Origin of the sequence: Amycolatopsis tolypomycina (genome assembly GCF_900105945.1) — a bacterium.
GTDB lineage: Bacteria > Actinomycetota > Actinomycetes > Mycobacteriales > Pseudonocardiaceae > Amycolatopsis > Amycolatopsis tolypomycina.
In genome coordinates this window covers 389717-409543 of record NZ_FNSO01000002.1, presented here as the reverse complement: position 1 = coordinate 409543, position 19827 = coordinate 389717, and the positions used below count along the sequence as shown (strand labels likewise).

Genomic DNA, 19827 nt, shown 5'->3' with positions numbered 1-19827 from the left:
GCTGATGCGCCCGGCCGCTGATGAGGGACAATGGACAGCAGACCCGGCTGGCTTTCACGCGAGCGCGACCCGGGCGCGCCGGTTGAGACGGAGGGAGCACGCTATGGCGGCCATGAAGCCCCGGACCGGAGATGGTCCCCTCGAAGTGACTAAGGAGGGGCGGGGCCTCGTGATGCGCGTACCGCTCGAGGGTGGTGGGCGACTCGTCGTCGAGCTCTCCGCGGAAGAAGCGAAGGACCTCGGCGCCGCTTTGGCGGAGGTCACCGGCTGACCCGGCCCCCTCGAACCGTCCTTCCGTCGCACCCCGGTCTCCCTGTGGAGGCCGGGGTCGCGGTTCCTCTGCGCCCGAAGGTTGCTCACTGTGCGTAATCCGCTACCGCCCGTTCCGGCTACTCTGCTCGACATCGAGGTCGCGGGCGAACTCCGCCGCGGCGTCCCGACGGCCCGGCTGGTGGCCGCGCCCGACAACGATGACGTCGAGCCCCTGGAGATCGAGGGCGTCCGGATCACCGGCAAGGCGGGCGACGTGCAGACGGTGCCCGGCACCGGGCCGCGGTGGATCGCAGGCATCGGCGGCGGCGAGCCGAAGGAGTACCGCAAGACCGGCGCGGCGCTGGTCCGCGGGATCAACGCGGCGCTCGCGGACGACGTCGACCACGGGGGCAAGGCGTTCCGCGCGGTGCAGCTGGAGCTGCCCGAGGAGGCGTCCGGCGAGCACGTCACCGAGCTGGCGCTGGGCCTCCTGCTCGGCGGCTACCGGTACAAGGTGACCGGCGAGGACCCCAAGCCGTCGGTGCGGACGATCCGGCTCGTGGGCGACGACCCCGCGCTGGCTTCGCTCGTCGATCGCGCCGCGGTGCTGGCCGCGGCGACGGCGCTGACGCGTGATCTCGCGAACACGCCGTCCAACGTGAAGACCCCCGCCTGGCTGGCCGACACGGCGGCCCGCGTGGCGGGCCCGCGCGTCGAGGTGACGGTGCGGGACGAGAAGTGGCTCGCGGCGGAGGGCTTCGGCGGCGTCCTGGCGGTCGGCGGCGGTTCCGCGCGGCCGCCGCGGCTGCTGGAGATGACGTACAAGCCGGCGGGGGCGTCCCGGCACCTGCTGCTGGTCGGCAAGGGCATCACGTTCGACACGGGCGGCCTGTCGATCAAGCCGGCCGACGGGATGCACCTGATGCGCACGGACATGGCGGGCGGCGCGGCGGTGATCGCGGCGATCCGCGGCATCGCGGCACTCGGGCTCGGCGTCCGCGTGACGGCGCTGGTGCCGTGCGCGGAGAACCACGTCTCGGGTTCGTCGTACCGCCCGGGCGACATCGTCCGGCACTACGGCGGCAAGACGACCGAGGTGGACAACACGGACGCGGAGGGCCGCATGGTCCTGGCGGACGCGCTGGTCTACGGGATCAAGCGGTTCACCCCGGACTACGTGGTCGACGCGGCGACGTTGACCGGCGCGATGAAGGTCTCGCTGGGCCTGCGCACGGGCGGCCTGTTCGCCTCGGACGACACGCTGGCGGCACTGGTTGCCGCGGCGGGCTCGCGGGTGGGCGAGGCGTGGTGGCGGATGCCACTGGTGGAGGACTACGCGGAGAGCGTCCGCGGCGAGTTCGGCGACGTCCGCCAGATGCCGGGCGGCCCCGGCGGCATCGCGGCGGCGCTGTTCCTGCGCGAGTTCACGTCGGGACTGCCATGGGCGCACCTGGACATCGCGGGCCCGGCGAGGTCGGAGAAGAACTACGACGAGGTGGTCCCGGGCGCAACGGGCTTCGCGGCGCGAACACTGGTGGAGCTGGCGGCTTCGCTGGCCTGACGAGGTTGTCCACAGTTCGGCTGGGCCGGTGGACGGCTGATGTGCGAGTCCGAAGTTCGGAGGGCTCTCCTTGATTCGGCACTATCCCTATACTGTCAAGTATAGGGATGTCCTGACGCAGGGACGTGACAAAACGCCTGCTCGTGCAGGTGCGTAGGTCAGATGACAACCGCTATGTCAAGTTGACAAAGTCTGGACAAGAGCATGACGGCCCCCTCTTGCGTGGCCCTAGCCTTCGTAGACTGCTTGCGCTCAAGGTTCAAGCCTTGAACGCCCCGAGCGTCCCTGCTGGTCCAGGTGGGTTCGCGGGTGAAGGGGTCGCCGTTGCACCGGCGGCCCCTTCGTTGTGCCAACGGTTGGTTGCTCAGCGTAGTAAACCTCGCCTTTCCGGTGTCTGTAGGCAACAATCAAGCCCTCCGTGATCGAGGTGCAACTCGGGTGCGGAGGACTGCTCCACTGCATCAAATCCCACCTGGACCACGTAGGAAGGCGTCTTTATGTCACCGCGGCGGCGTTACCCCCATGCAGCACGCCCGAGCTCGATCAGGCCTGGCCGGTCCGGCGGGCTCGAGAAAAGATCATTCTCGTGATCACCATCCAGGCGTTCGCTGGATTCTTGATCATCCGCGGATACCCGGTGGAAGCTGCGCTGGCGGCCAGTAGTGCAACGGTCGTCCTCGCGCACGAGAGCACGCGGATTGCCGGCCGGCTGCGGTTCCGCGATCGACTGGCCTGAGGGCGACAGCCGTGCATGAGGCATCCGAGCTGGCTCCGAGCTTGTATCCCCTGCAAGCTCGGCTGATGTCTCATGCACGGCGTCGAGCGCACCGAGGTTCGTGATGGCACAGGAAGCTCGTAAGGCGAAGGTCAACGCTCTCTCGGTGGAGCTGAAACTGCTCCGCAGGGGACTGGGTATCCAGACAAAGAACTTGTCTGACGTCGTAGGCGAGGGCCTGCGCGAAGTGTGCGATGTCCACAACGACGACAGCCCGGGAACGATGCGGGGCAAGGTCGTCGAAACGCTTCGCCGGTTGATCGAAAAGCTGCCCGAATCGCACCGGGAAACGGCGCGGATCGTCCTTGGTTTCGGTACCGGCGCGAACGAGCGCTACACCCAGCGCCTCGAACTGCTGAGCATGGGCGCCGACCGCAACGTGCGCACGATGCAGCGGCGCGCCGACGACGTCATCTACCTGATCGCCGAAGCCGCGTACGGGGCGCCGTCGCCGTTCGGCGGCGCTGCGGCGACGAGTGGGCTGGGACCTTGGCACACGTCGGCCTTGGCTGTCCGGCTGACCCTAAGTGACGGCGGCGCTGAGGTGTTCGAGACCCGGCGGGTGGTCAGCCACGTCGCCGGGCTCGTCGAGGTCGAGCACGCCGTCTCCTTCGCCCGCCCGGCCAGTACCGGGCAGCTTGACCTTTCGGATGTCGGTATCGACGTCGTCGCCGGCGGCGAAGTGCATTCCGTGCGGCTGGTCAGCTCTTCCCGGGTGGCCTTCAGCCTCCGGCCGCCGCAGCCGCTGGACGCCGGCGACGAGCACGAGTTCTTCTTCCGTATCCGAGTGGACGCCATGCGTGCGCCGTTCTACTGCTGCACACCGGAATTCCCGTGCGAGAGTTTCGACCTTAATGTTCGGTTTGACCGGCGGAAACCGCCGTCTCGCGTCTGGCGCATCGACGGCGACCTTTCCAAGGACGCGGATGACCCCCTGCTGGCGCGTAAGCCACTGTTCCTCGACAACGCTGGTGAAGTGCGCAGTGGTTTCCGCGACCTGCGGCCGGCGCGGTCCTACGGCATCGGCTGGCAGCCCAACAGCGACGCAGCAGCCAGTGCAGGTATTGGCCATACCCACTGACTGCGTGGTAGCCGACGCGGGCGGCGGTAAGCGCGTCCAAGGAACAGGAATAGCCGGAACCCTGGCGGGTCAGCCCCTGGCCGCCGCGAGCACGTGGTCGAGGAAGCCCGCCACCGCCGGCGTCATCGGCTCCTCCGCCCGCCACACCAGCCCGATCGTCCGGTAGGGCGGCGGTGCCAGCGGCACCTCCGCCACCCCCGCCGGGCTGCCCGGCCCGAACCGTGGCAGCAGCGCCACTCCCAGTCCCGCCGCCACCAGGCCGCGCACGGTGTCCGACTCCTGGCCCTCGAACGCGATCCGCGGCGTGAAGCCCGCCGCCGCGCAGAGCTCGTCCGTCAGCGTGCGGACGCCGTAGCCCTGCTCCAGCAGCACGAACTCCTCCTCCGCCAGCTCCGCCACGCGCACTTCGCGGCGCCCCGCCAGCCGGTGGCCAGCCGGGACCGACAGCAGGATCTCCTCGTCCACCAGGCCCGCGCAGGCCAGCGCCGGCACGTCCGGCAGCGGCGCGACCAGTGCCAGGTCCAGCTCGCCGCCGGTCAGCCGGTCGACCATGTCCTGCCGCGAACCCTGCACCAGCGTGAACCGCACGCCCGGGTGCCGCGCGCGGTGGCCGCGCAGCAGCGACGGCACCAGCGACCGCCCGAGCAGGTGCAGGAACCCGAGCACGACGTGCCCCGACTCCGGCGAAACCTCCTCGCGCGCCAGCCGGACGCCGGTGTCGAGCGCCGCCAGTCCGCGTTCGGCCGCCTCGGACAGGAGTTCCGCCGCGCGCGTCAGCCGGATGCCGCGGCCGTCCGGGACGGTCAGCGGGGCGCCCAGCGCGTCCGCCAGTGCCGCGAGCCGCCGGCTCACCGTGGGCTGGGGCACACCCAGCAGTTCGGCCGCGCGTGTGACGTTCCTCGTCTCGCGGAGCGCGGCGAGCAGCGGCAGGTGCGGTGCGACCTGCGCGGACAGGGAGTCATACGTCACCGCATCGATTCTGCCATCTTCGTGCATTAGACGTATTGATTAGGCCTGCTTACTTTCAGGAGGTGACTTCCACCCGTCGGGTCAAGACCGCCGTCGCCGCGGCCGGGATCTCCTCGTTCGCCCTGCTCTACGCGCCGCAGCCGGTGCTGCCGCAGCTCGCCGCGCAGTACCACCTCGACCCCGGCGGCGCGGCGCTCGCGGTCAGCGTCGCGACCGGCGCCCTCGCCATCGCGGTCCTGCCGATCGCGGCACTGTCCGAAGTGGTCGGACGGCGGCCGGTGATCCTGACGTCGGTCGTCGCGTCGGTGGTCTTCGGCGTGCTGGTGCCGCTGATGCCGACGTACCCGGCGTTGCTGGTCGTGCGCGCGCTGCAGGGCGTCGCGATCGCGGGCTTCCCCGGGGTGGCGGCGGCGTACCTGGCCGAACGCCTGGGCCGCGCGGGCGTCGCGGCGGCGGTCGGCGCGATGATCGCGGGCAACACGGTCGGCGGCATGCTCGGCAGGCTGGCCAGCGGGTTCACCGCGGGCCCGCTCGGCTGGCGCGGTGCGCTGCTGGTGGTGGCCGTGGTGGGCGCGGTGTGTTCCGCGGTGACGGTGGTGACGCTGCCACCGGGCACCCGCCCCGGCCGCACCCACGGCGTCGGCCGGGGGCTGCTGACGGCGCTGAGCAGGCCGGTGCTGCTGGCCCAGTACGGCGTGGCGCTGCTGGCGATGGGCTCGTTCGTGGCGCTGTACAACGCGGCCGGGTTCCGGCTGACCGGTGCGCCGTTGGAGCTGTCGCCGGCGGTCGCGTCGCTGGTCTTCCTGGCGTACGCGACGGGCTCGGTGTCCTCGGCGGCGGCGGGACGTCTGGTGGCGCGGGTCGGTCGCCGTCGCGCGTTGGTGGGAGCGCTGCTGCTGACGGCTTTGGGTGCGGCGCTGACGTTGCCGGACTCGCTGCCGTTGGTGATCACGGGGTTCCTGGTGCTGACGTGCGCGTTCTTCGCGGCCCACGCGGTGGCGAACGGCTGGGCGGCGGCGGACGCCCCGGAGAGCGCCCGCGGCCAGGTGGGCGGGACGTACACGGCGGCGTACTACCTGGGCAGCAGCGTCGGGGGAGCCGCGGGGGCGTGGGTGTACGGGCACGCCGGGTGGACGTGGCTGGTCGCGGTGGTGGCGGTGTGGCTGCTGCTCGCGGTGGCCGCGGTGGGTTTCGGGACCCGGGTGCGGGCCGAGCGGCGTGAGCTGGTGAACGCGCTCAGGTAGCCGCGCCGACCAGCAGTCCGCCGCCCACCGGGAGCAGCGCCGGGACCAGGCGTTCGTCCTCGCGGAACGCCCGTGCCACCTCGCGCAGGGCGAGGGTCTCCGGATCGCGGTGGGCCGGGTCGATCACCCGGCCGCCGGCCAGCACGTTGTGGAACGCGATGATCCCGCCGCGCCGCAGCAGCGACACGCCCAGCTCGTAGCAGCCCGGGTACTCGATGTGCGCCGAATCGACGAACACCAGGTCGTAGCCGCCCGGCGTCAGGCGCTGCAGCACGTCCAGCGCGCGCCCGATGATCAGCCGGGTGCGGCCCGGCGCGAAACCCGCCTCGCGGAACGTCGTGCGCGCCGCCCGCTGGTACTCCGGCTCGACGTCGATCGACGTCAGGACGCCGTCGGGGGCCATGCCGCGCAGCAGGCTCAGCCCGCTCACGCCCGCGCCCGTGCCGACCTCGACGACGGCCTTGGCGCACAGCGTCGCGGCCAGGAACCGCAGCGTCGCGCCCGCACCCGCGCTGAGCGGGGTGCAGCCCAGGTCCTCGGCCCGTGCCCGCGCCGAAGACAGCACCTCGTCGTCGGGCAGGTACCCGTCGACGAACCCGGAATCGGCCGGTGCGGCCGCAGGGGTGGGCGTGTTCACGCACGGAGGTTAGCGTTGGTTGTCGATAAATCCGCGCAGGCTCCCTGGTAAGCACCCGGGAAGAAGTTCTCAGCCTGCTCTCAGTCCAGTCTCACTAGAACCATAAGGAGCCCGGAGAGACTGAAATCCGAACACACGGGAACACCGTGGCCACAGCCCGCGTTGGGTGGAGCAGACAGGAGATACGCAGATGGAGGTGCCTGCTCCCGCGATGCAGAACGCCGTTGCCGACGCCGGGGCCCAGCCCGTGACCCTGGACGAGGCCGCTTGGACGCCGCCGTCCTGGGACGAGGTCGTGCGCGAACACGGTGACCGGGTCTACCGGCTCGCCTACCGCCTGACCGGTAACACCCACGACGCCGAGGACCTCACGCAGGAGACCTTCATCCGGGTCTTCCGCTCGCTGGCGTCCTACAAGCCCGGCACGTTCGAAGGCTGGCTGCACCGGATCACCACCAACCTCTTCCTGGACATGGCCCGCCGCCGCTCGCGCGTGCGGATGGAAGGCCTGCCCGAGGACACCGACCGCATCGTGGGCGACGACCCGAGCCCCGAGCAGGTCTACTCGGACACCCACCTGGACCCCGACCTGCAGGCGGCGCTCGACGAGCTGCCCCCGGAGTTCCGCGCCGCCGTGGTGCTGTGCGACGTCGAAGGGCTGTCGTACGAGGAGATCGGTGCGACGCTGGGTGTCAAGCTGGGCACGGTCCGCAGCCGGATCCACCGCGGGCGTCAGGCGCTGCGCGCGTCGCTCGAGCGTCGGCGCGCTTACGCACCGCAGTCTGCGAAGGTGACGGTATGACCGCACCGCGAGGCTGGGCACTTCCCGAGTCGCACCTGCTGCCGGACGTCGTGGTGGCGTTCGTCGACGGCGAGCTGTCCCACAGCGCGCGCGACCGCGCCGCGTCCCACATCACCCGCTGCACGGCGTGCGCGGCCGAAGTGCGCGCACAGCGCCAGACGGTCGAGGCGATCCGCCGCGCGGGCGCGCCGTCGATGTCGGCCGGGTTCCTGGCGAGCCTGCAGTCGATCCCGCAGCACACGGAGCTGCCGAGCACCCCGGACAACCTGGCGATCACCGCCGACGGCCAGCTGGTCGCGGTCCAGCGCCCCGACCGGGTGGCGGGCCTGCGCGACGCGGGCGTGCTGGGTGGTGTGGCGCCGTTGGGATCATCGGCCCCGTTGGGCCAGTCCCCGAACGTCCTCGGCGGCGGCCGCTTCAAGCGCCGCGCGGCACAGGGAGCGGGGGTCGTGGTGTCGGGCCTGGTGCTGAGCGCACTGGCCCTGGTCGGAACGTCGGCGGACGGCGACGGAACCCCGGAGACGGGCGGCGGAGCCCCGCAGCCGGCGAACCTCCTGCCGGCCCAGATGGCGGTCCCCCAGCAACCGGCCCCGATTTCGACCCCGGCGAGCACGACCCCGGTGGCGGTACCGGCGGGCATCCGCTGAGCTGACTTTTGAAGGCCGCTGCGAGCTTTCTCGCGGCGGCCTTCGGTGTGTTAGGGCACGCCCGGGCGGGGCGGTGGCGTGATCCGGAGGGCGGCGTTCGGTGTGTGCGGGGGCGGGCCTTCGTTGTGTCCGGCGCAGCCGGGCACGGCGGCGTGATCCGGACGGCGGGCCTTCGTGTCCGAGGCAAGCCGGCGGCTTGATCTGGCCTGTGGGCCTTCGGTGGCACGGCGCAACGGCCGGGTAGGGCCGTGGCTTGATCTGGCTTTGATCGCAGGCCTGCGGGGCCTGGCGGACCGGCACCCCACCCAGCCCTCCCCCGCCACCCCGATCCGAAGCCTGCACGCGGACGGTGGTGCCGGGTCAAGGCACGCTTTCCCGCCTTGACGCGGTACCACCGTCCGTAGTGACAATCGAGCTTCGGGGTGGTGGGCAACCTGCACCGACACCCCGGGGGCGCCCCCCAGGGTTCCGGCAAAGTCGATCGCTGAGTGACCCTTCACCGGGTGGCCGAAGGCCGGTGGAGCTGTCGCCGATGCAGTGAACGACTCGTTCACTGCGCCAGACGTCATGAAAGACACTTTCATGACGTTCGAACCCGCTGCCACGCCCGGCTGAGCCCAGCAGCGCGGCTGCTCGGACAACTTTGCCGGGCCCCTGGGGGCGCCCCCCGGGTCCAGCGTATCGACCCAGACCGACAAAACCCGCCGCTCACAGCCCCACACGGCCGTTTTGTCCACATCGTCGCCACCCTGTGGATCAGGGCTCAAGAAACAGCCACTTCACCCGTGGACCGGCAGACTCGGACCACTGGGCTTGGGTATCGTCACGCCCAGCCACCTGATCTTCTGCACCGGGGAATGATGACCGAGCCGAACGTGAATCCCGAGCAGCCCGGCGCGCGTGATGCCGACAGGCTGGGCCCGCGGCCGCTCGCGCGGCCGGCCGTCGATCCGGCGCAGGCCGCCGTCTTCGGCAGGCCGCAGGGCGTTGACGGGGCGTTCGACAAGCTCTACAGCCCGCAGAAAACCAACGGTGTCAACCTCGCCCCGCCCGCGCCCGAATCGCTCGCCGAGGCCTTCCGGCGGCCGCCCGGGGCCGAAGGTGTGCTGCTCGAACGGCCGCGGGAGGCCACCGGTGACTCGCCGGCCGCCGAACCGCCGTTGTGGACGGGGACCCGTGATCCGTGGCGGGATCCCGGGGCCGCCGCCGTGCTCGCCGGGCCCGCCCTGCCCGCCGAAGACGAAGAAAAGCCCGCCAAACGGCCGCCCGGTGCCCTCCTCAGCCTGCCCGAGGTGCTCTTCGGACGGCGTGTGCAGCCGAAGGCGCTCGTGCTGCTCGGTGTCGTCGCGCTGCTCATCGGCGCCGCCGGGGGCTTCGTCGGCTGGTGGGCCGGTGACACCGGCTCCGAGCTCACCGGCGCCGCCACCATCTCCGAAGCCGAGGTCGGCAAGGAACGGCCCGCCGGTTCGGTCGCCGACATCGCCAAGCGCGTCGCGCCCGCCGTCGTCTCGCTCGAGGTGTACAAGCCCGGCGCCGAATCCGGTGAGCAGGGCTCCGGGGTCATGATCGACCCGCAGGGCTACATCCTCACCAACGAGCACGTCATCGCCTCCGCCGCCGCGGACCCGAACGTCAAGGTCACCGCCGTCTTCATCGACGGCACCCGCACCGAGGCCAAGCTCGTCGGCGCCGACCAGAAGACCGACCTCGCCGTCGTGAAGGTCAACGTCACCAACCCGACCGTGCTGCAGATCGGCAAGTCCGCCGACCTGCAGGTCGGCGACACCGTGATGGCGATCGGCTCGCCGCTGGCGCTGCAGAACTCGGTGACCGCCGGCATCGTCAGCGCGCTGAACCGGCCGATCACCGCGGGCGGCGACAACGGCGCCCCGCCGGTCACCTACGAGGCCATCCAGACCGACGCGGCGATCAACCACGGCAACTCGGGCGGTGCGCTCGTCGACTCCACCGGCGCGCTGGTCGGCATCAACTCGTCGATCCGCTCGTCCGGCGCCGACGGCGGCAGCATCGGCATCGGCTTCGCCATTCCCAGCGACTACGCGGTCAAGATCGCGAAGGCGCTGATCAAGGACGGCAAGGTCCACCACGCCGACATCGGCATCAACGCGTCCTCGACGGTCGCCGGCTCGTCCACGATGGGCGCCCAGGTGAAGAACGTCGCGCCCGGCGGCCCGGCCGCGAACGCGGGCATCAAGGAGGGCGACGTGATCACGAAGATCGGCACCCGCCTCGTCCGCGACTCCGCGGAACTGACGGTCGCGGTCCGCGCGCACGACGTCGGCGAAGTCGTCCCGGTGCAGCTGGCCCGCGACGGCGCCAGTTTCGTCGTGGACGTAACCCTGGCTTCCGACTGAGTTCCCGCGTTCGGCCTGCCGGAGCGCGGCGGGCGGCGGGTACCCTGGGCGGGTAGGTTCCGAGTGGAGGTAGACGGGTGTTCGAGAGTGTCGGATGGGGGGAGATCCTCGTCCTCATCATCGCCGGTCTGTTCATCCTCGGCCCGGAACGGCTGCCCGAGGCGGCGTCCTGGCTCGCGAAGAGCGTGCGCAAGGTCCGCGACTTCGCGACCGGCGCGAAGGAGCAGCTCCGCGAGGAGATGGGCCCGGAGTTCGACCAGCTGCGCAAGCCGCTGGAGGATCTCCGCGGACTGCGCAACTTCGACCCCAAGCGGGTCGTGACGCAGCACCTCTTCGACGGCGACGCCGACCCGCTCGGCCTGAAGGGCATCACGAACGGCAGCAGCACCCCGGCGAACGGCACCAACGGCTCGAACGGCTACCTGGCCGGCCAGACCCAGTCCGCGCCGGAGCCGCTCAAGCCGGGCGAGCGCCCGCCGATCGACCCCGACGCGACCTAGGGCCACGGTCGTGCCGCGCCGCCGGCTTCAAGCGTGCCGGGCCGGCCGGTAGGTCAGCACCTGCGTGTTGCCGTCGAAGGTCCGGGCCGCCAGCAGTTCGAGGTCGAAGTCGGCCACGCCGTCGAAGACGCGGTCCACGCCCGTGTCGCCGGAAAGCACGGGGAAGATCGTCAGCTCGATCGTGTCGACGAGGCCCGCGTTCAGCAGCGCGCGGTTGAGCGTCAAGCTGCCGTGGGAGCGCAGCGGCACCTCGGATTCGGCCTTGAGGCGCGTGACGACCTCGACCGGGTCACCCGCCTCGATCGTCGTGCCCGGCCAGTCGAGCGGCTCGGTCAGGTGGCCGGAAACCACCGTGACCGGGGACGCGAACATGCGCGTGATCCACGTGTCGAACCCGCCGCGGTCGAAGCCCGCCGCGAGGAACGGCGCGTTCGACGAGTACGTCGTGGCCCCGAGCACCATGCGGAGCGATGACGGCCGCACCCCTGCCACGAACAGCCACGCGCCGATCCGACAACGCCGCGCGGATTTTTTTCGGGCGCGTGACGCTCAGCGGCCCGCCGGCGTCACGTTCAGCATCATCCCGGCCAGCCCGCGGGCCCGGACCGAGAGCTTCTTCGCCACGTCGCTCAGCACCACCGAGGCCGGGGCTTCCGGCTCGGACAGCACGATCGGCGTGCCCGCGTCGCCCTGGGCGACCACGCGCGGGTCCATCGGGACCTGGCCGAGCAGCGGCACCTCGGAGCCGATCGACTTCGTCAGCGAATCGGCCACCGTCCGGCCGCCGCCGGAGCCGAAGATCTCCAGCCGAGAGCCGTCGGCCTGCTCCAGCCACGACATGTTCTCGATGACCCCGGCCACGCGCTGCCGCGTCTGCAGCGCGATCGCCCCGGCCCGCTCGGCCACCTCGGCCGCCGCCTGCTGGGGCGTGGTCACCACGAGGATCTCCGCGTTCGGGATCAGCTGGGCCACCGAGATCGCGATGTCACCCGTGCCCGGCGGCAGGTCCAGCAGCAGGATGTCCAGGTCGCCCCAGAACACGTCCGCCAGGAACTGCTGCAGCGCGCGGTGGAGCATCGGGCCGCGCCACACCACCGGGGTGTTGCCCGGGGTGAACATGCCGATCGAGATCACCTTCACGCCGTGGGACTGCGGCGGCATGATCATCGTGTCGACCTTGGTCGGCTTCTCGCGGGCGCCCAGCATGCGGGGGATCGAGTGGCCGTAGATGTCCGCGTCCACCACGCCCACCGACAGCCCGCGGGCCGCCATCGCCGCGGCCAGGTTGACCGTCACCGAGGACTTGCCCACGCCGCCCTTGCCCGAGGCCACGCAGTACACCCGCGTCATCGAGCCCGGCTGCGCGAACGGGATCACCGGCTCCGCCGCGTCGCCGCGCAGGGACTTCCGCAGCTCCGTGCGCTGCTCGTCGCTCATCACGTCCAGCTCGACCTTGACGTCGGCCACGCCAGGGAGCTTCGAGACGGCCGCCTTGGTGTCGTTGGTCAGCGTCGCCTTCAGGGGGCAGCCCGCCACCGTCAGGTAGATCCCGACCGTCACGACGCCGTCGTCGCCGACGACCACGTCCTTGACCATCCCCAGGTCCGTGATGGGTTTCCGGATCTCGGGGTCTTGCACGCTCTTCAGCGCGCTGCGGACGTCGTCGACGCTGGGGAGCTGCTGGGTGCTGGTCACCCACCCCATGTTACGAGCCGGTAGGGGTGCGGGACTTCCTGGGCTGGACGGACAGGTCCTCCCGCAGCCGGTCGAGCTCGCTGCGGAGGTAGTCGCGCGTCGCCACCTCGCCGATCGCCAGCCGCAGCGCCGCCAGCTCCCGGGCCAGGTACTCCGTGTCCGCCTTCGTCTGGGCCGCCCGGTTGCGGTCCTCTTCCAGGGAGACGCGGTCGCGGTCGTCCTGGCGGTTCTGCGCGAGCAGGATCAGCGGCGCCGCGTACGCCGCCTGCGTCGAAAACGCCAGGTTGAGCAGGATGAACGGGTACGGGTCCCATTGCAGCGACACCGCCGTGATGTTCAGCACGATCCACACGACGACGACGAGCGTCTGCCAGAACAGGTACTTCCCGGTGCCCAGGAACCGCGCGATCCGCTCGGTGAACCGGCCGAAGGTGTCCGGGTCGATGTTCAGCCTGAACCGGTTCTGGCCGCGGGGCTGGTCGAGCCGCCGTCCCGAAATCAGCTCAGGCACGGTCTTCCTCCAAGGTGTCGTGCAGGCCGGTCTCCCGCCAGTCCTCCGGCAGCAGGTGGTCGAGGACGTCGTCGACGGTCACCGCGCCGATGAGGTGGTCTTCGGTGTCGACGACCGGTCCGCAGGTCAGGTTGTAGGCCGCGAAGTACCGCGTGACCTCGGCCAGCGGCGCGCCCGGCTTGAGCGGCGGCAGGCCGGTGTCGACGGCGCTGGCGACCAGCTCCGCCGGCGGCTCCCGCAGCAGCCGCTGGAAGTGGACGACGCCGACGTAGCGCCCGGTCGGCGTCGCGGTCGGCGGGCGGCAGACGAACACCATGCTGGCCAGCGCCGGCGGCAGCTCGGCGTTGCGGATGTGGGCCAGCGCCTCGGCGATCGTCGTGTCCGGGGTCAGCACCACCGGCTCGGGCGTCATCAGGCCGCCCGCGGTGTCCGACGAGTACTCCAGCAGCCGCCGGACCGGCGCCGACTCCTCCGGCTCCATCAGCTCCAGCAGCCGGCTCTGGTCGGCCGGCGCGAGCTCGGCCAGCAGGTCGGCCGCGTCGTCGGGGTTCATCGCCTCCAGGACGTCGGCGGCGCGCTCCTCGGCCAGGTAGGCCAGCAGCTCCTTCTGGTCGTCGTCCGGCAGCTCTTCGATGACGTCGGCGAGGCGCTCGTCGTCCATCGCGTCGGCGACCTCGTGCCGCCGCTTGAGCGGCAGGTCGCGGACCGTCGCGGCGATGTCGGCCGGGCGCATGGTGTCGAACAGCATGAGCAGCTGGCCGGCGCCCTGGGGCTGGCCGGTGAGGTCGGTCAGGCTGAGCCCGGACACCTCGGACCAGCCCAGCACCTGCATCGCCGACCGGCGCCGGCCCAGCCCGACCCGCCGCTCCCGGATGGCCAGCTTCGCCAGCACCCAGTCGCGGGTGCGGGTCGGCTCCATCCCGGCGTCGACGACGGTTATCCGGGTGCCGGAGCCGGCCAGCGTGGCGTGCGCGTCGAGGAGCTGGCCGAGCACCAGGACCTCGTTGGGGCGCTGGTTGAACTGGCGCATGTTGACCGAGCCGGTGGCGAGCGTCACCGCGGTCGGCTCGATCGAGGTCACCCGCAGCATCGGGACGAAGACGCGCCGCCGCGTCGAGAGTTCGACGACCAGGCCGAGGATCCGCGGCGGCTGGGCGTCCAGGCGCAGCCCGGCGACCAGGTCGCGGACGCGGCCGATGGACTCGCCGTCCGGGCCGAAAACCGGCAACCCGGACAGCTGAGCTGCGAAAACCCTGTTGACCCCGGCCATGCCGCTGACACTATCGGCTGGCTGCCCAGGGGGCGATTTCCGCCACTGTGACGAAGGCGGGATCTTCGCTTTCTTCGCCGAACTCCTGAAACTCCTCGACCATCCAGATCCAGTTCTGCACCGCGCGCACGAGCGTCCAGGCGCGCGCCTTCGCGGCGTCCAGTTCCTGCGAAGCGACGATCATGGCGAACCGTTCGTCCAGTGTGGACTCGGTGAAGCGGTTCCAGAACAGCGGGATGACACCCCACTCGAGGTCGCCGGCCAGTGGCTTGGGGTCGATCACCAGCCACGGCTCGCGCGTGCCGGCCAGGACGTTCTCGAAGTGCAGGTCCTCGTTCACCAGCAGCTCACCCGCCGACGGCCCGAGTTCCCGGCAGATCGCGACGGCGTCGTCGACCAGCCGCCTTTCGAACGGCTCGCCGAGTTCGGCCCAGCGGCGGGGGAGCTCCTCGGCCAGCCGTTCCGCCTCGGCGGCCAGCCGCCGCCGCATCGACGCGGGTGCCGGGACGGCCAGCCGCCGCGCCAGGCCGCCGATGAGCGGGATCGCCGAACGCAGCGGGAGGTCGTCGAGGGTGCGGCCCGCGTCGAGCCGTTCGAGCAGCAGGACGCCGTCTCCGGGCGCGGACTCCAGCAGCAGCACCGCACCCCGACCGGCCCATGTGGACAGTGCGAGCGGCTCGTCGGCGGACTCGCCGTCCCGCCAGCCGAGCTTCAGCACCACCGGCGTGCCGTCGGGCAGGCGCGCGGGCTGCACCACGCCGACGTAGCCGTGCATCGCCTCGCCCTCGAACGTCAGGCCCCACTTCCGGGCGTAGGCCGCGGCGAGCTCGGGCAGCGCGGCCAGCCACGGGACGGCTTCGGGGCCGAGCACCTGCGGGGCCCTGGCGGCGAACAGCGGGGGTACGCGGAGATCGTTCACCACCTCAGTCTGGTGCCCCTGTCCAGTGCGTTTCGTCGGCGTCGACACGGGCGTACGCTGGGGTTTCAGGGGAAAACCATAACCCCGGGAGCAGCCATGGTGGTGGAGATTCTCGGTGCCGTCCTCCTCGCGGGCGGGGTCTGGCTCGCGTCGAGCGTGCGCGTCGTGAAGCAGTACGAACGCGGGCTGATCTACCGGTTCGGGCGGGTGCGGGCCCGGGTGCGCGAACCCGGGCTGGCGGTGCTCGTGCCGTTCGCGGACCGGCTCCAGAAGGTCAACATGCAGATCGTCACGATGCCGATCCCGGCCCAGGACGGCATCACCCGCGACAACGTCACGGTCCGGGTCGACGCGGTCGTCTACTTCAAGGTCATCGACCCGGTCGTCGCCGCGGTCAACGTGCAGGACTACCGGTCGGCGGTGGGCCAGGTCGCGCAGACGTCGCTGCGCTCGATCATCGGCAAGAGCGACCTCGACGACCTGCTCTCCAACCGCGAGCGCCTCAACGAGGGCCTGGAGCTGATGATCGACAGCCCGGCGCTCGACTGGGGCATCCACATCGACCGCGTCGAGATCAAGGACGTCGCGCTGCCGGAGGCGATGAAGCGCTCGATGTCGCGGCAGGCCGAGGCGGAGCGGGAACGGCGCGCGCGCGTCATCTCCGCCGACGGCGAGCTGCAGGCGTCGCACAAGCTCGCGCAGGCCGCGGCGACGATGGCCGACACGCCCTCGGCGCTGCAGCTGCGGCTGCTGGAGACCGTGGTCCAGGTGTCGTCGGAGAAGAACTCGACGCTGGTGCTGCCGTTCCCGGTGGAGCTGCTGCGGTTCCTGGACGCGCAGACGCCTCGGGTTCCTGCGCCGTCGCCGCAACCCGAGGCGAAGCCCGAGGTGAACGGCCACGCGACGCCGTCGCCGCGCAGCCCCGGGGACGCGGTGCTGCCGTCGGCGGACTAGCGGAGGTAGCCGTTCGTGCCCAGGATGATCAGGGTGGTGAAGAAGCCGACCCACAGCGCGATGACGACGTAGCCGACGATCACGGCGGCCGTCGCCAGCCCGCGGCCGCCCGCCTCGCCGCGGTTGGTCTTGGCGAGCGCGATGTGGCCCATGACCAGCCCGGCGATCGCGGTGAGGCCGGAGCAGAAGCCGAGGATCGAGCACACGAGCGCGCCGATCGCCAGCGCGTTGTCCTGCCGCTGTGGAGTGGTGTACGGCTGCCCGTAGGGCACGGGCTGCCCGTACGGCGCCGGTGTCGCGTACGGCTGGCCGTAGGGAGGCGGGTACTGCTGCTGGTAGGCCTGCGGGATCGGCTGCCCCGGCGGCGCGTAGGGCGTACCGGGGATGTAGGCGGCCGGGGTTTCGTAGGCCCCGGGCGGCAGCTGGCCCGGCTGCTCGGCGATGGTCGGCTGCTCGGCGGCCTGCGTCCAACCGGGCGGCACCGCGGCGGCCGTCGTGGCACCCGGCGGCACCTCGGCCGCCGTCGTGGTCGCGTCGGCCGGGAACTGCGCGGCGGCCGTCGTGGCCTCGGCGGCCGGGACCTGGGCAGCGGCCGTCGTGGTCGTGTCGGCCGGCGGGTCGTAGTTCTCCGGCTGGTAGGGCGCGGAGGCCGCGGCCGTCTCGTAGGCCCCGGGCGGCAGCTGGCCCGGCTGCTCGGCGGCCTGCGCCCCACCCCGCGGCACCTCAGCGGCCGTCGTGGCGGCCGTCGTGGTCGTGGTGGTTGCGTTGTCCGCGGGCACCGACGTGGCGATCGTGGCGTCGGCCGGCGGCGGGTCGTAGTTCTCCGGCTCGTACGGCGCGGGTTCCGCGGCCGTCGGCGGGTCGTACGACGCCGCGGTCGGGTCGGCGGCCGGGCGGTCCTTGTCGCCGGTCGGGTCGGTCATGACGGATCCCCTCGGTGCGGGCGGGAGGCCGGTGTCGCGGCCGCCGGTGCGACGGAATTGTCGGTGGTCGCCGGTAGAGTCGAAAACGGGGGGCGCCCCGGCGGCCTGCTCACGCGTAGCCCAGGAAGCCGAGGGCGGCGCCGAGGGCGAAGAGCGCGATGTTGAGCGCGATCCCGACGTACCCCACGATGATCGCCGCCATCGCGATGCCCTGGCCGTCGGCTTCGCCGCGCTTCGCCTTGCCGTGGGCGATGTGGCCCATGATGATGCCGGGGATGCCCACCAGGAAGCACAGGACGACGCCGAAGATCGAGCAGACGAGCGCGCCGACCGCGAGCCCCGAACCTGCGGCCGGCGGGCCCGGCATCCCGGGATAGCCCCCGTACGGCGGGTACTGCGGATAGCCGCCCGGCGGGTACTGCGGCCCGTGACCGGGCTGCTGGTAGCCGCCAGGGGGTGGTGGCCCGCCGTAGGGATCCTGCGGATCAGTCATGATTTCTCCCCTCCCGGCGCACTTTACGGGCCTGGCCCCGCACAGCGTGAGCGCCCTCATAGCAGCCTGGGGGCTTTCGGGTCATACTCACCGGTAACCCAGCGCCGGGAGCGGCGTCGTACTCCGGAAAGGGAGCCGTGATGGCCCGTCTCGCCCAGACCGCCGGCCTGACCGACGTGCAGTCGGAGATCCTCGCCACCGTCCGCCAGTTCGTGGACAAGGAGGTCATCCCGCACGCGCAGGAGCTCGAGCACGCCGACACCTACCCCGCCGACATCGTCGCGGGGATGAAGGAGATGGGCCTGTTCGGGATCACCATCCCGGAGGAGTACGGCGGGCTCGGCGAGTCGCTGCTGACCTACGCGCTGGTCGTCGAGGAGATCGCGCGGGGCTGGATGAGCGTGTCCGGCGTGATCAACACGCACTTCATCGTGGCGCACATGATCTCCCGCCACGGCACCGAGGCGCAGAAGCAGCACTTCCTGCCGCGGATGGCCACCGGCGAGGTCCGCGGCTCCTTCTCGATGTCCGAGCCCGACCTCGGCTCGGACGTCGCCGCCATCAAGACTCGCGCCCGCAAGACCGGCGACGGCTACGTCATCGACGGCTCGAAGATGTGGCTGACGAACGGTGGTTCGTCCAACCTGATCGCGCTGCTGGTCAAGACCGACGAAGGCGCCGAGAAGCCCCACCAGAACCTGACGACCTTCCTGGTCGAGAAGCCGGAGGGCTTCGGCGAGGTGGCGCCCGGGCTCACCATCCCCGGCAAGATCGACAAGATGGGCTACAAGGGCGTCGACACGACCGAAGCGGTCTTCGACGGCTACGAGATCGGCGCCGACATGGTCCTCGGCGAGGCGCCGGGCAAGGGCTTCGCGTACATGATGGACGGTGTCGAGGTCGGCCGCGTGAACGTCGCCGCCCGCGCCTGCGGCATCGCGATCCGGGCGTTCGAGCTGGCGGTGGAGTACGCGCAGCAGCGCAAGACGTTCGGCAAGGCCATCGCCGAGCACCAGGCGGTCGCGTTCAAGCTGGCCGAGATGGCGACCAAGGTCGAGGCCGCGCACCTGATGATGGTGAACGCGGCCCGCCTGAAGGACTCCGGCGCGCGCAACGACGTCGAAGCCGGGATGGCGAAGCTGATCGCGTCCGAGTACTGCGCCGAGGTCACCCAGGACGCCTTCCGCATCCACGGCGGCTACGGCTACTCGAAGGAGTACGAGATCGAGCGCCTGATGCGCGAGGCGCCGTTCCTGCTGATCGGCGAGGGCACCAGCGAGATCCAGAAGACGATCATCAGCCGCGGCCTGCTGCGGGAGTACAAATCGCGGTCCTGAGGGGCACTTTCACGTGAAAGTGCCCTCCCGGGTCGGGGTTTGTCGCTCTGTCGACAAACAGTGCCGGGCGTCGGATGTCATGAACGACTCTTTCAGTGCGTCCGACGTCATGAACGACCCTTTCATGACGTCGGCGCCCGGCGTGCCGGGCCTTTCGGGGTAAGCGGCTCGCACGGTCCGGGCGTTCTTGACAAGATGGACGCCCGGACCCACGAGTGCGCAGGTGATGATGGTGAGTAGTCCCTTTGGCGGGGGGCGGGCGCCCGGTGGCCTGCCGCGGCTGCCGACCCCGCCGACCGGCTGGCCGATCGGGTCGTACGCGACCTACGGCGAGGCGCAGCAGGCGGTCGACTTCCTCGCCGACAGCGAGTTCGCCGTCGGCGACGTCACGATCGTCGGTGTCGACCTGATGCTCGTCGAGCGCGTGATCGGGAAGCTGTCCTGGGGCCGCGTGCTCGGCACCGGCGCGGTGTCCGGTGCCTGGTTCGGCCTGTTCGCGGGGCTGCTGCTCGGGTTGTTCGTCAACCAGGGGTTCGCGCTGCAGGTGCTCACCGGGCTGGTGCTCGGGGTGCTGTCCGGGCTGATGTTCGCCGCGATCGGGTACAGCATGTCGCGCGGCCGCCGGGACTTCTCCTCGGCGAGCCAGCTCGTCGCCGGCCGGTACGACGTCCTGTGCCAGCCGCGCTCGGCGGAACGGGGCCGGGAGCTGCTCGCCAAGCTGGCGCTGAAGCCGCCGTCGGCGAACCCCTAGCAAAACCCCAGCCTTACCAGGGAAAAATCACGATTCGGCGCGCGGTGCGCTGAATCGTTACCGATACTGCTTGCGGGGTGTGATCGCCCGGCATAAGTTGGCCGACACCAGTCGGGCGGCCTCGCCCCACC

21 protein-coding genes are annotated in these 19827 nt (G+C 71.2%); 12 read left to right on the top strand and 9 right to left on the bottom strand.

Translation table 11 applies throughout. From position 1 onward, the window contains the following. The first annotated feature begins 103 nt into the window (after positions 1-103). The 4 genes from BLW76_RS03430 (at position 104) to BLW76_RS03420 (ending at position 3669) form a co-directional block, all read left to right on the top strand. Positions 104-271, top strand: coding sequence for a DUF3117 domain-containing protein (locus BLW76_RS03430; protein WP_013222969.1), 168 nt, complete (start codon positions 104-106; stop codon positions 269-271). A 90-nt stretch (positions 272-361) separates the two neighbouring features. Then, entirely contained in the window at positions 362-1813 is a 1452-nt protein-coding gene (locus BLW76_RS03425; RefSeq protein WP_091304390.1) for a leucyl aminopeptidase family protein, read from the top strand. Positions 1814-2231: 418 nt separating this feature from the next. Further along, the gene (locus BLW76_RS47575) at positions 2232-2549 is read left to right on the top strand and encodes a hypothetical protein (protein ID WP_143060536.1); all 318 of its coding nucleotides are present in this window, start codon (positions 2232-2234) and stop codon (positions 2547-2549) included. Positions 2550-2652: 103 nt separating this feature from the next. Then, a complete protein-coding gene (locus tag BLW76_RS03420; protein ID WP_143060535.1) occupies positions 2653-3669 on the top strand; it encodes a hypothetical protein in 1017 nt (338 codons plus the stop codon). A 69-nt stretch (positions 3670-3738) separates the two neighbouring features. Here the strand turns inward: BLW76_RS03420 and BLW76_RS03415 are convergent, their stop codons facing one another. Next, positions 3739-4638, bottom strand: a complete 900-nt coding sequence (locus BLW76_RS03415; protein ID WP_091304388.1) for a LysR family transcriptional regulator — start codon at positions 4636-4638, stop codon at positions 3739-3741. A 62-nt stretch (positions 4639-4700) separates the two neighbouring features. Here BLW76_RS03415 and BLW76_RS03410 point away from each other — a divergent pair, with 62 nt between their 5' ends. Next, on the top strand, positions 4701-5882 hold the full coding sequence (locus BLW76_RS03410) for an MFS transporter (RefSeq protein WP_091304387.1): 1182 nt from the start codon (positions 4701-4703) through the stop codon (positions 5880-5882). Here the strand turns inward: BLW76_RS03410 and BLW76_RS03405 are convergent. Further along, complete coding sequence (locus tag BLW76_RS03405; RefSeq protein WP_091304386.1) at positions 5875-6519, bottom strand: O-methyltransferase; 645 nt, start codon at positions 6517-6519, stop codon at positions 5875-5877. The genes BLW76_RS03410 and BLW76_RS03405 overlap by 8 nt on opposite strands. Positions 6520-6709: 190 nt before the next feature. Here BLW76_RS03405 and sigE point away from each other — a divergent pair, with 190 nt between their 5' ends. The 4 genes from sigE to tatB all read left to right on the top strand — a co-directional run bounded on the left by sigE (position 6710) and on the right by tatB (position 10843). After that, entirely contained in the window at positions 6710-7321 is a 612-nt protein-coding gene (gene sigE / locus BLW76_RS03400) for an RNA polymerase sigma factor SigE (protein WP_091304385.1), read from the top strand. After that, positions 7318-7968: an anti-sigma factor family protein gene (locus BLW76_RS03395; protein WP_091304384.1), complete on the top strand. Its 651-nt coding sequence runs from the start codon at positions 7318-7320 to the stop codon at positions 7966-7968. The genes sigE and BLW76_RS03395 overlap by 4 nt, the downstream gene beginning before the upstream one ends. A gap of 857 nt (positions 7969-8825) precedes the next feature. Beyond that, positions 8826-10343, top strand: coding sequence for a S1C family serine protease (locus tag BLW76_RS03390; protein ID WP_167384450.1), 1518 nt, complete (start codon positions 8826-8828; stop codon positions 10341-10343). 77 nt (positions 10344-10420) lie between these two features. After that, positions 10421-10843 (top strand): Sec-independent protein translocase protein TatB, encoded by a 423-nt coding sequence (gene tatB / locus BLW76_RS03385; protein WP_091304382.1) that lies wholly within the window; start codon positions 10421-10423, stop codon positions 10841-10843. Positions 10844-10870: 27 nt separating this feature from the next. Here tatB and BLW76_RS03380 read toward each other — a convergent pair whose 3' ends face one another. From BLW76_RS03380 to BLW76_RS03360, 5 genes are all read right to left on the bottom strand, one after another. After that, the gene (locus tag BLW76_RS03380) at positions 10871-11305 is read right to left on the bottom strand and encodes a dihydrofolate reductase family protein (RefSeq protein ID WP_091304381.1); all 435 of its coding nucleotides are present in this window, start codon (positions 11303-11305) and stop codon (positions 10871-10873) included. Between the two features lie 87 nt (positions 11306-11392). Beyond that, entirely contained in the window at positions 11393-12538 is a 1146-nt protein-coding gene (locus BLW76_RS03375; RefSeq protein WP_167384449.1) for an Mrp/NBP35 family ATP-binding protein, read from the bottom strand. Between the two features lie 10 nt (positions 12539-12548). Further along, positions 12549-13049, bottom strand: coding sequence for a DUF1003 domain-containing protein (locus BLW76_RS03370; protein ID WP_091304379.1), 501 nt, complete (start codon positions 13047-13049; stop codon positions 12549-12551). After that, on the bottom strand, positions 13042-14319 hold the full coding sequence (locus BLW76_RS03365) for a magnesium transporter MgtE N-terminal domain-containing protein (RefSeq protein ID WP_091304378.1): 1278 nt from the start codon (positions 14317-14319) through the stop codon (positions 13042-13044). Before BLW76_RS03365 ends, BLW76_RS03370 begins: the two co-directional genes overlap by 8 nt. 10 nt (positions 14320-14329) lie before the next feature. Then, positions 14330-15241, bottom strand: coding sequence for an aminoglycoside phosphotransferase family protein (locus tag BLW76_RS03360; protein ID WP_091304377.1), 912 nt, complete (start codon positions 15239-15241; stop codon positions 14330-14332). A gap of 93 nt (positions 15242-15334) precedes the next feature. Here BLW76_RS03360 and BLW76_RS03355 point away from each other — a divergent pair, with 93 nt between their 5' ends. After that, the gene (locus BLW76_RS03355; protein ID WP_091304376.1) at positions 15335-16192 is read left to right on the top strand and encodes a slipin family protein; all 858 of its coding nucleotides are present in this window, start codon (positions 15335-15337) and stop codon (positions 16190-16192) included. Here BLW76_RS03355 and BLW76_RS03350 read toward each other — a convergent pair. Together BLW76_RS03350 and BLW76_RS03345 are read right to left on the bottom strand one after the other, a co-directional pair. Beyond that, entirely contained in the window at positions 16189-17115 is a 927-nt protein-coding gene (locus BLW76_RS03350) for a DUF4190 domain-containing protein (RefSeq protein ID WP_091304375.1), read from the bottom strand. The two genes, BLW76_RS03355 and BLW76_RS03350, sit on opposite strands and share 4 nt — an antisense overlap. 109 nt (positions 17116-17224) lie before the next feature. Then, positions 17225-17608: a DUF4190 domain-containing protein gene (locus BLW76_RS03345; protein ID WP_091304374.1), complete on the bottom strand. Its 384-nt coding sequence runs from the start codon at positions 17606-17608 to the stop codon at positions 17225-17227. 140 nt (positions 17609-17748) lie between these two features. Here BLW76_RS03345 and BLW76_RS03340 point away from each other — a divergent pair, with 140 nt between their 5' ends. Both BLW76_RS03340 and BLW76_RS03335 read left to right on the top strand, forming a co-directional pair. Further along, on the top strand, positions 17749-18945 hold the full coding sequence (locus BLW76_RS03340) for an acyl-CoA dehydrogenase family protein (protein WP_091304373.1): 1197 nt from the start codon (positions 17749-17751) through the stop codon (positions 18943-18945). A 226-nt stretch (positions 18946-19171) separates the two neighbouring features. Continuing rightward, positions 19172-19696 (top strand): YflT domain-containing protein, encoded by a 525-nt coding sequence (locus BLW76_RS03335; RefSeq protein ID WP_167384448.1) that lies wholly within the window; start codon positions 19172-19174, stop codon positions 19694-19696. The last annotated feature ends 131 nt before the right edge of the window (positions 19697-19827 follow it).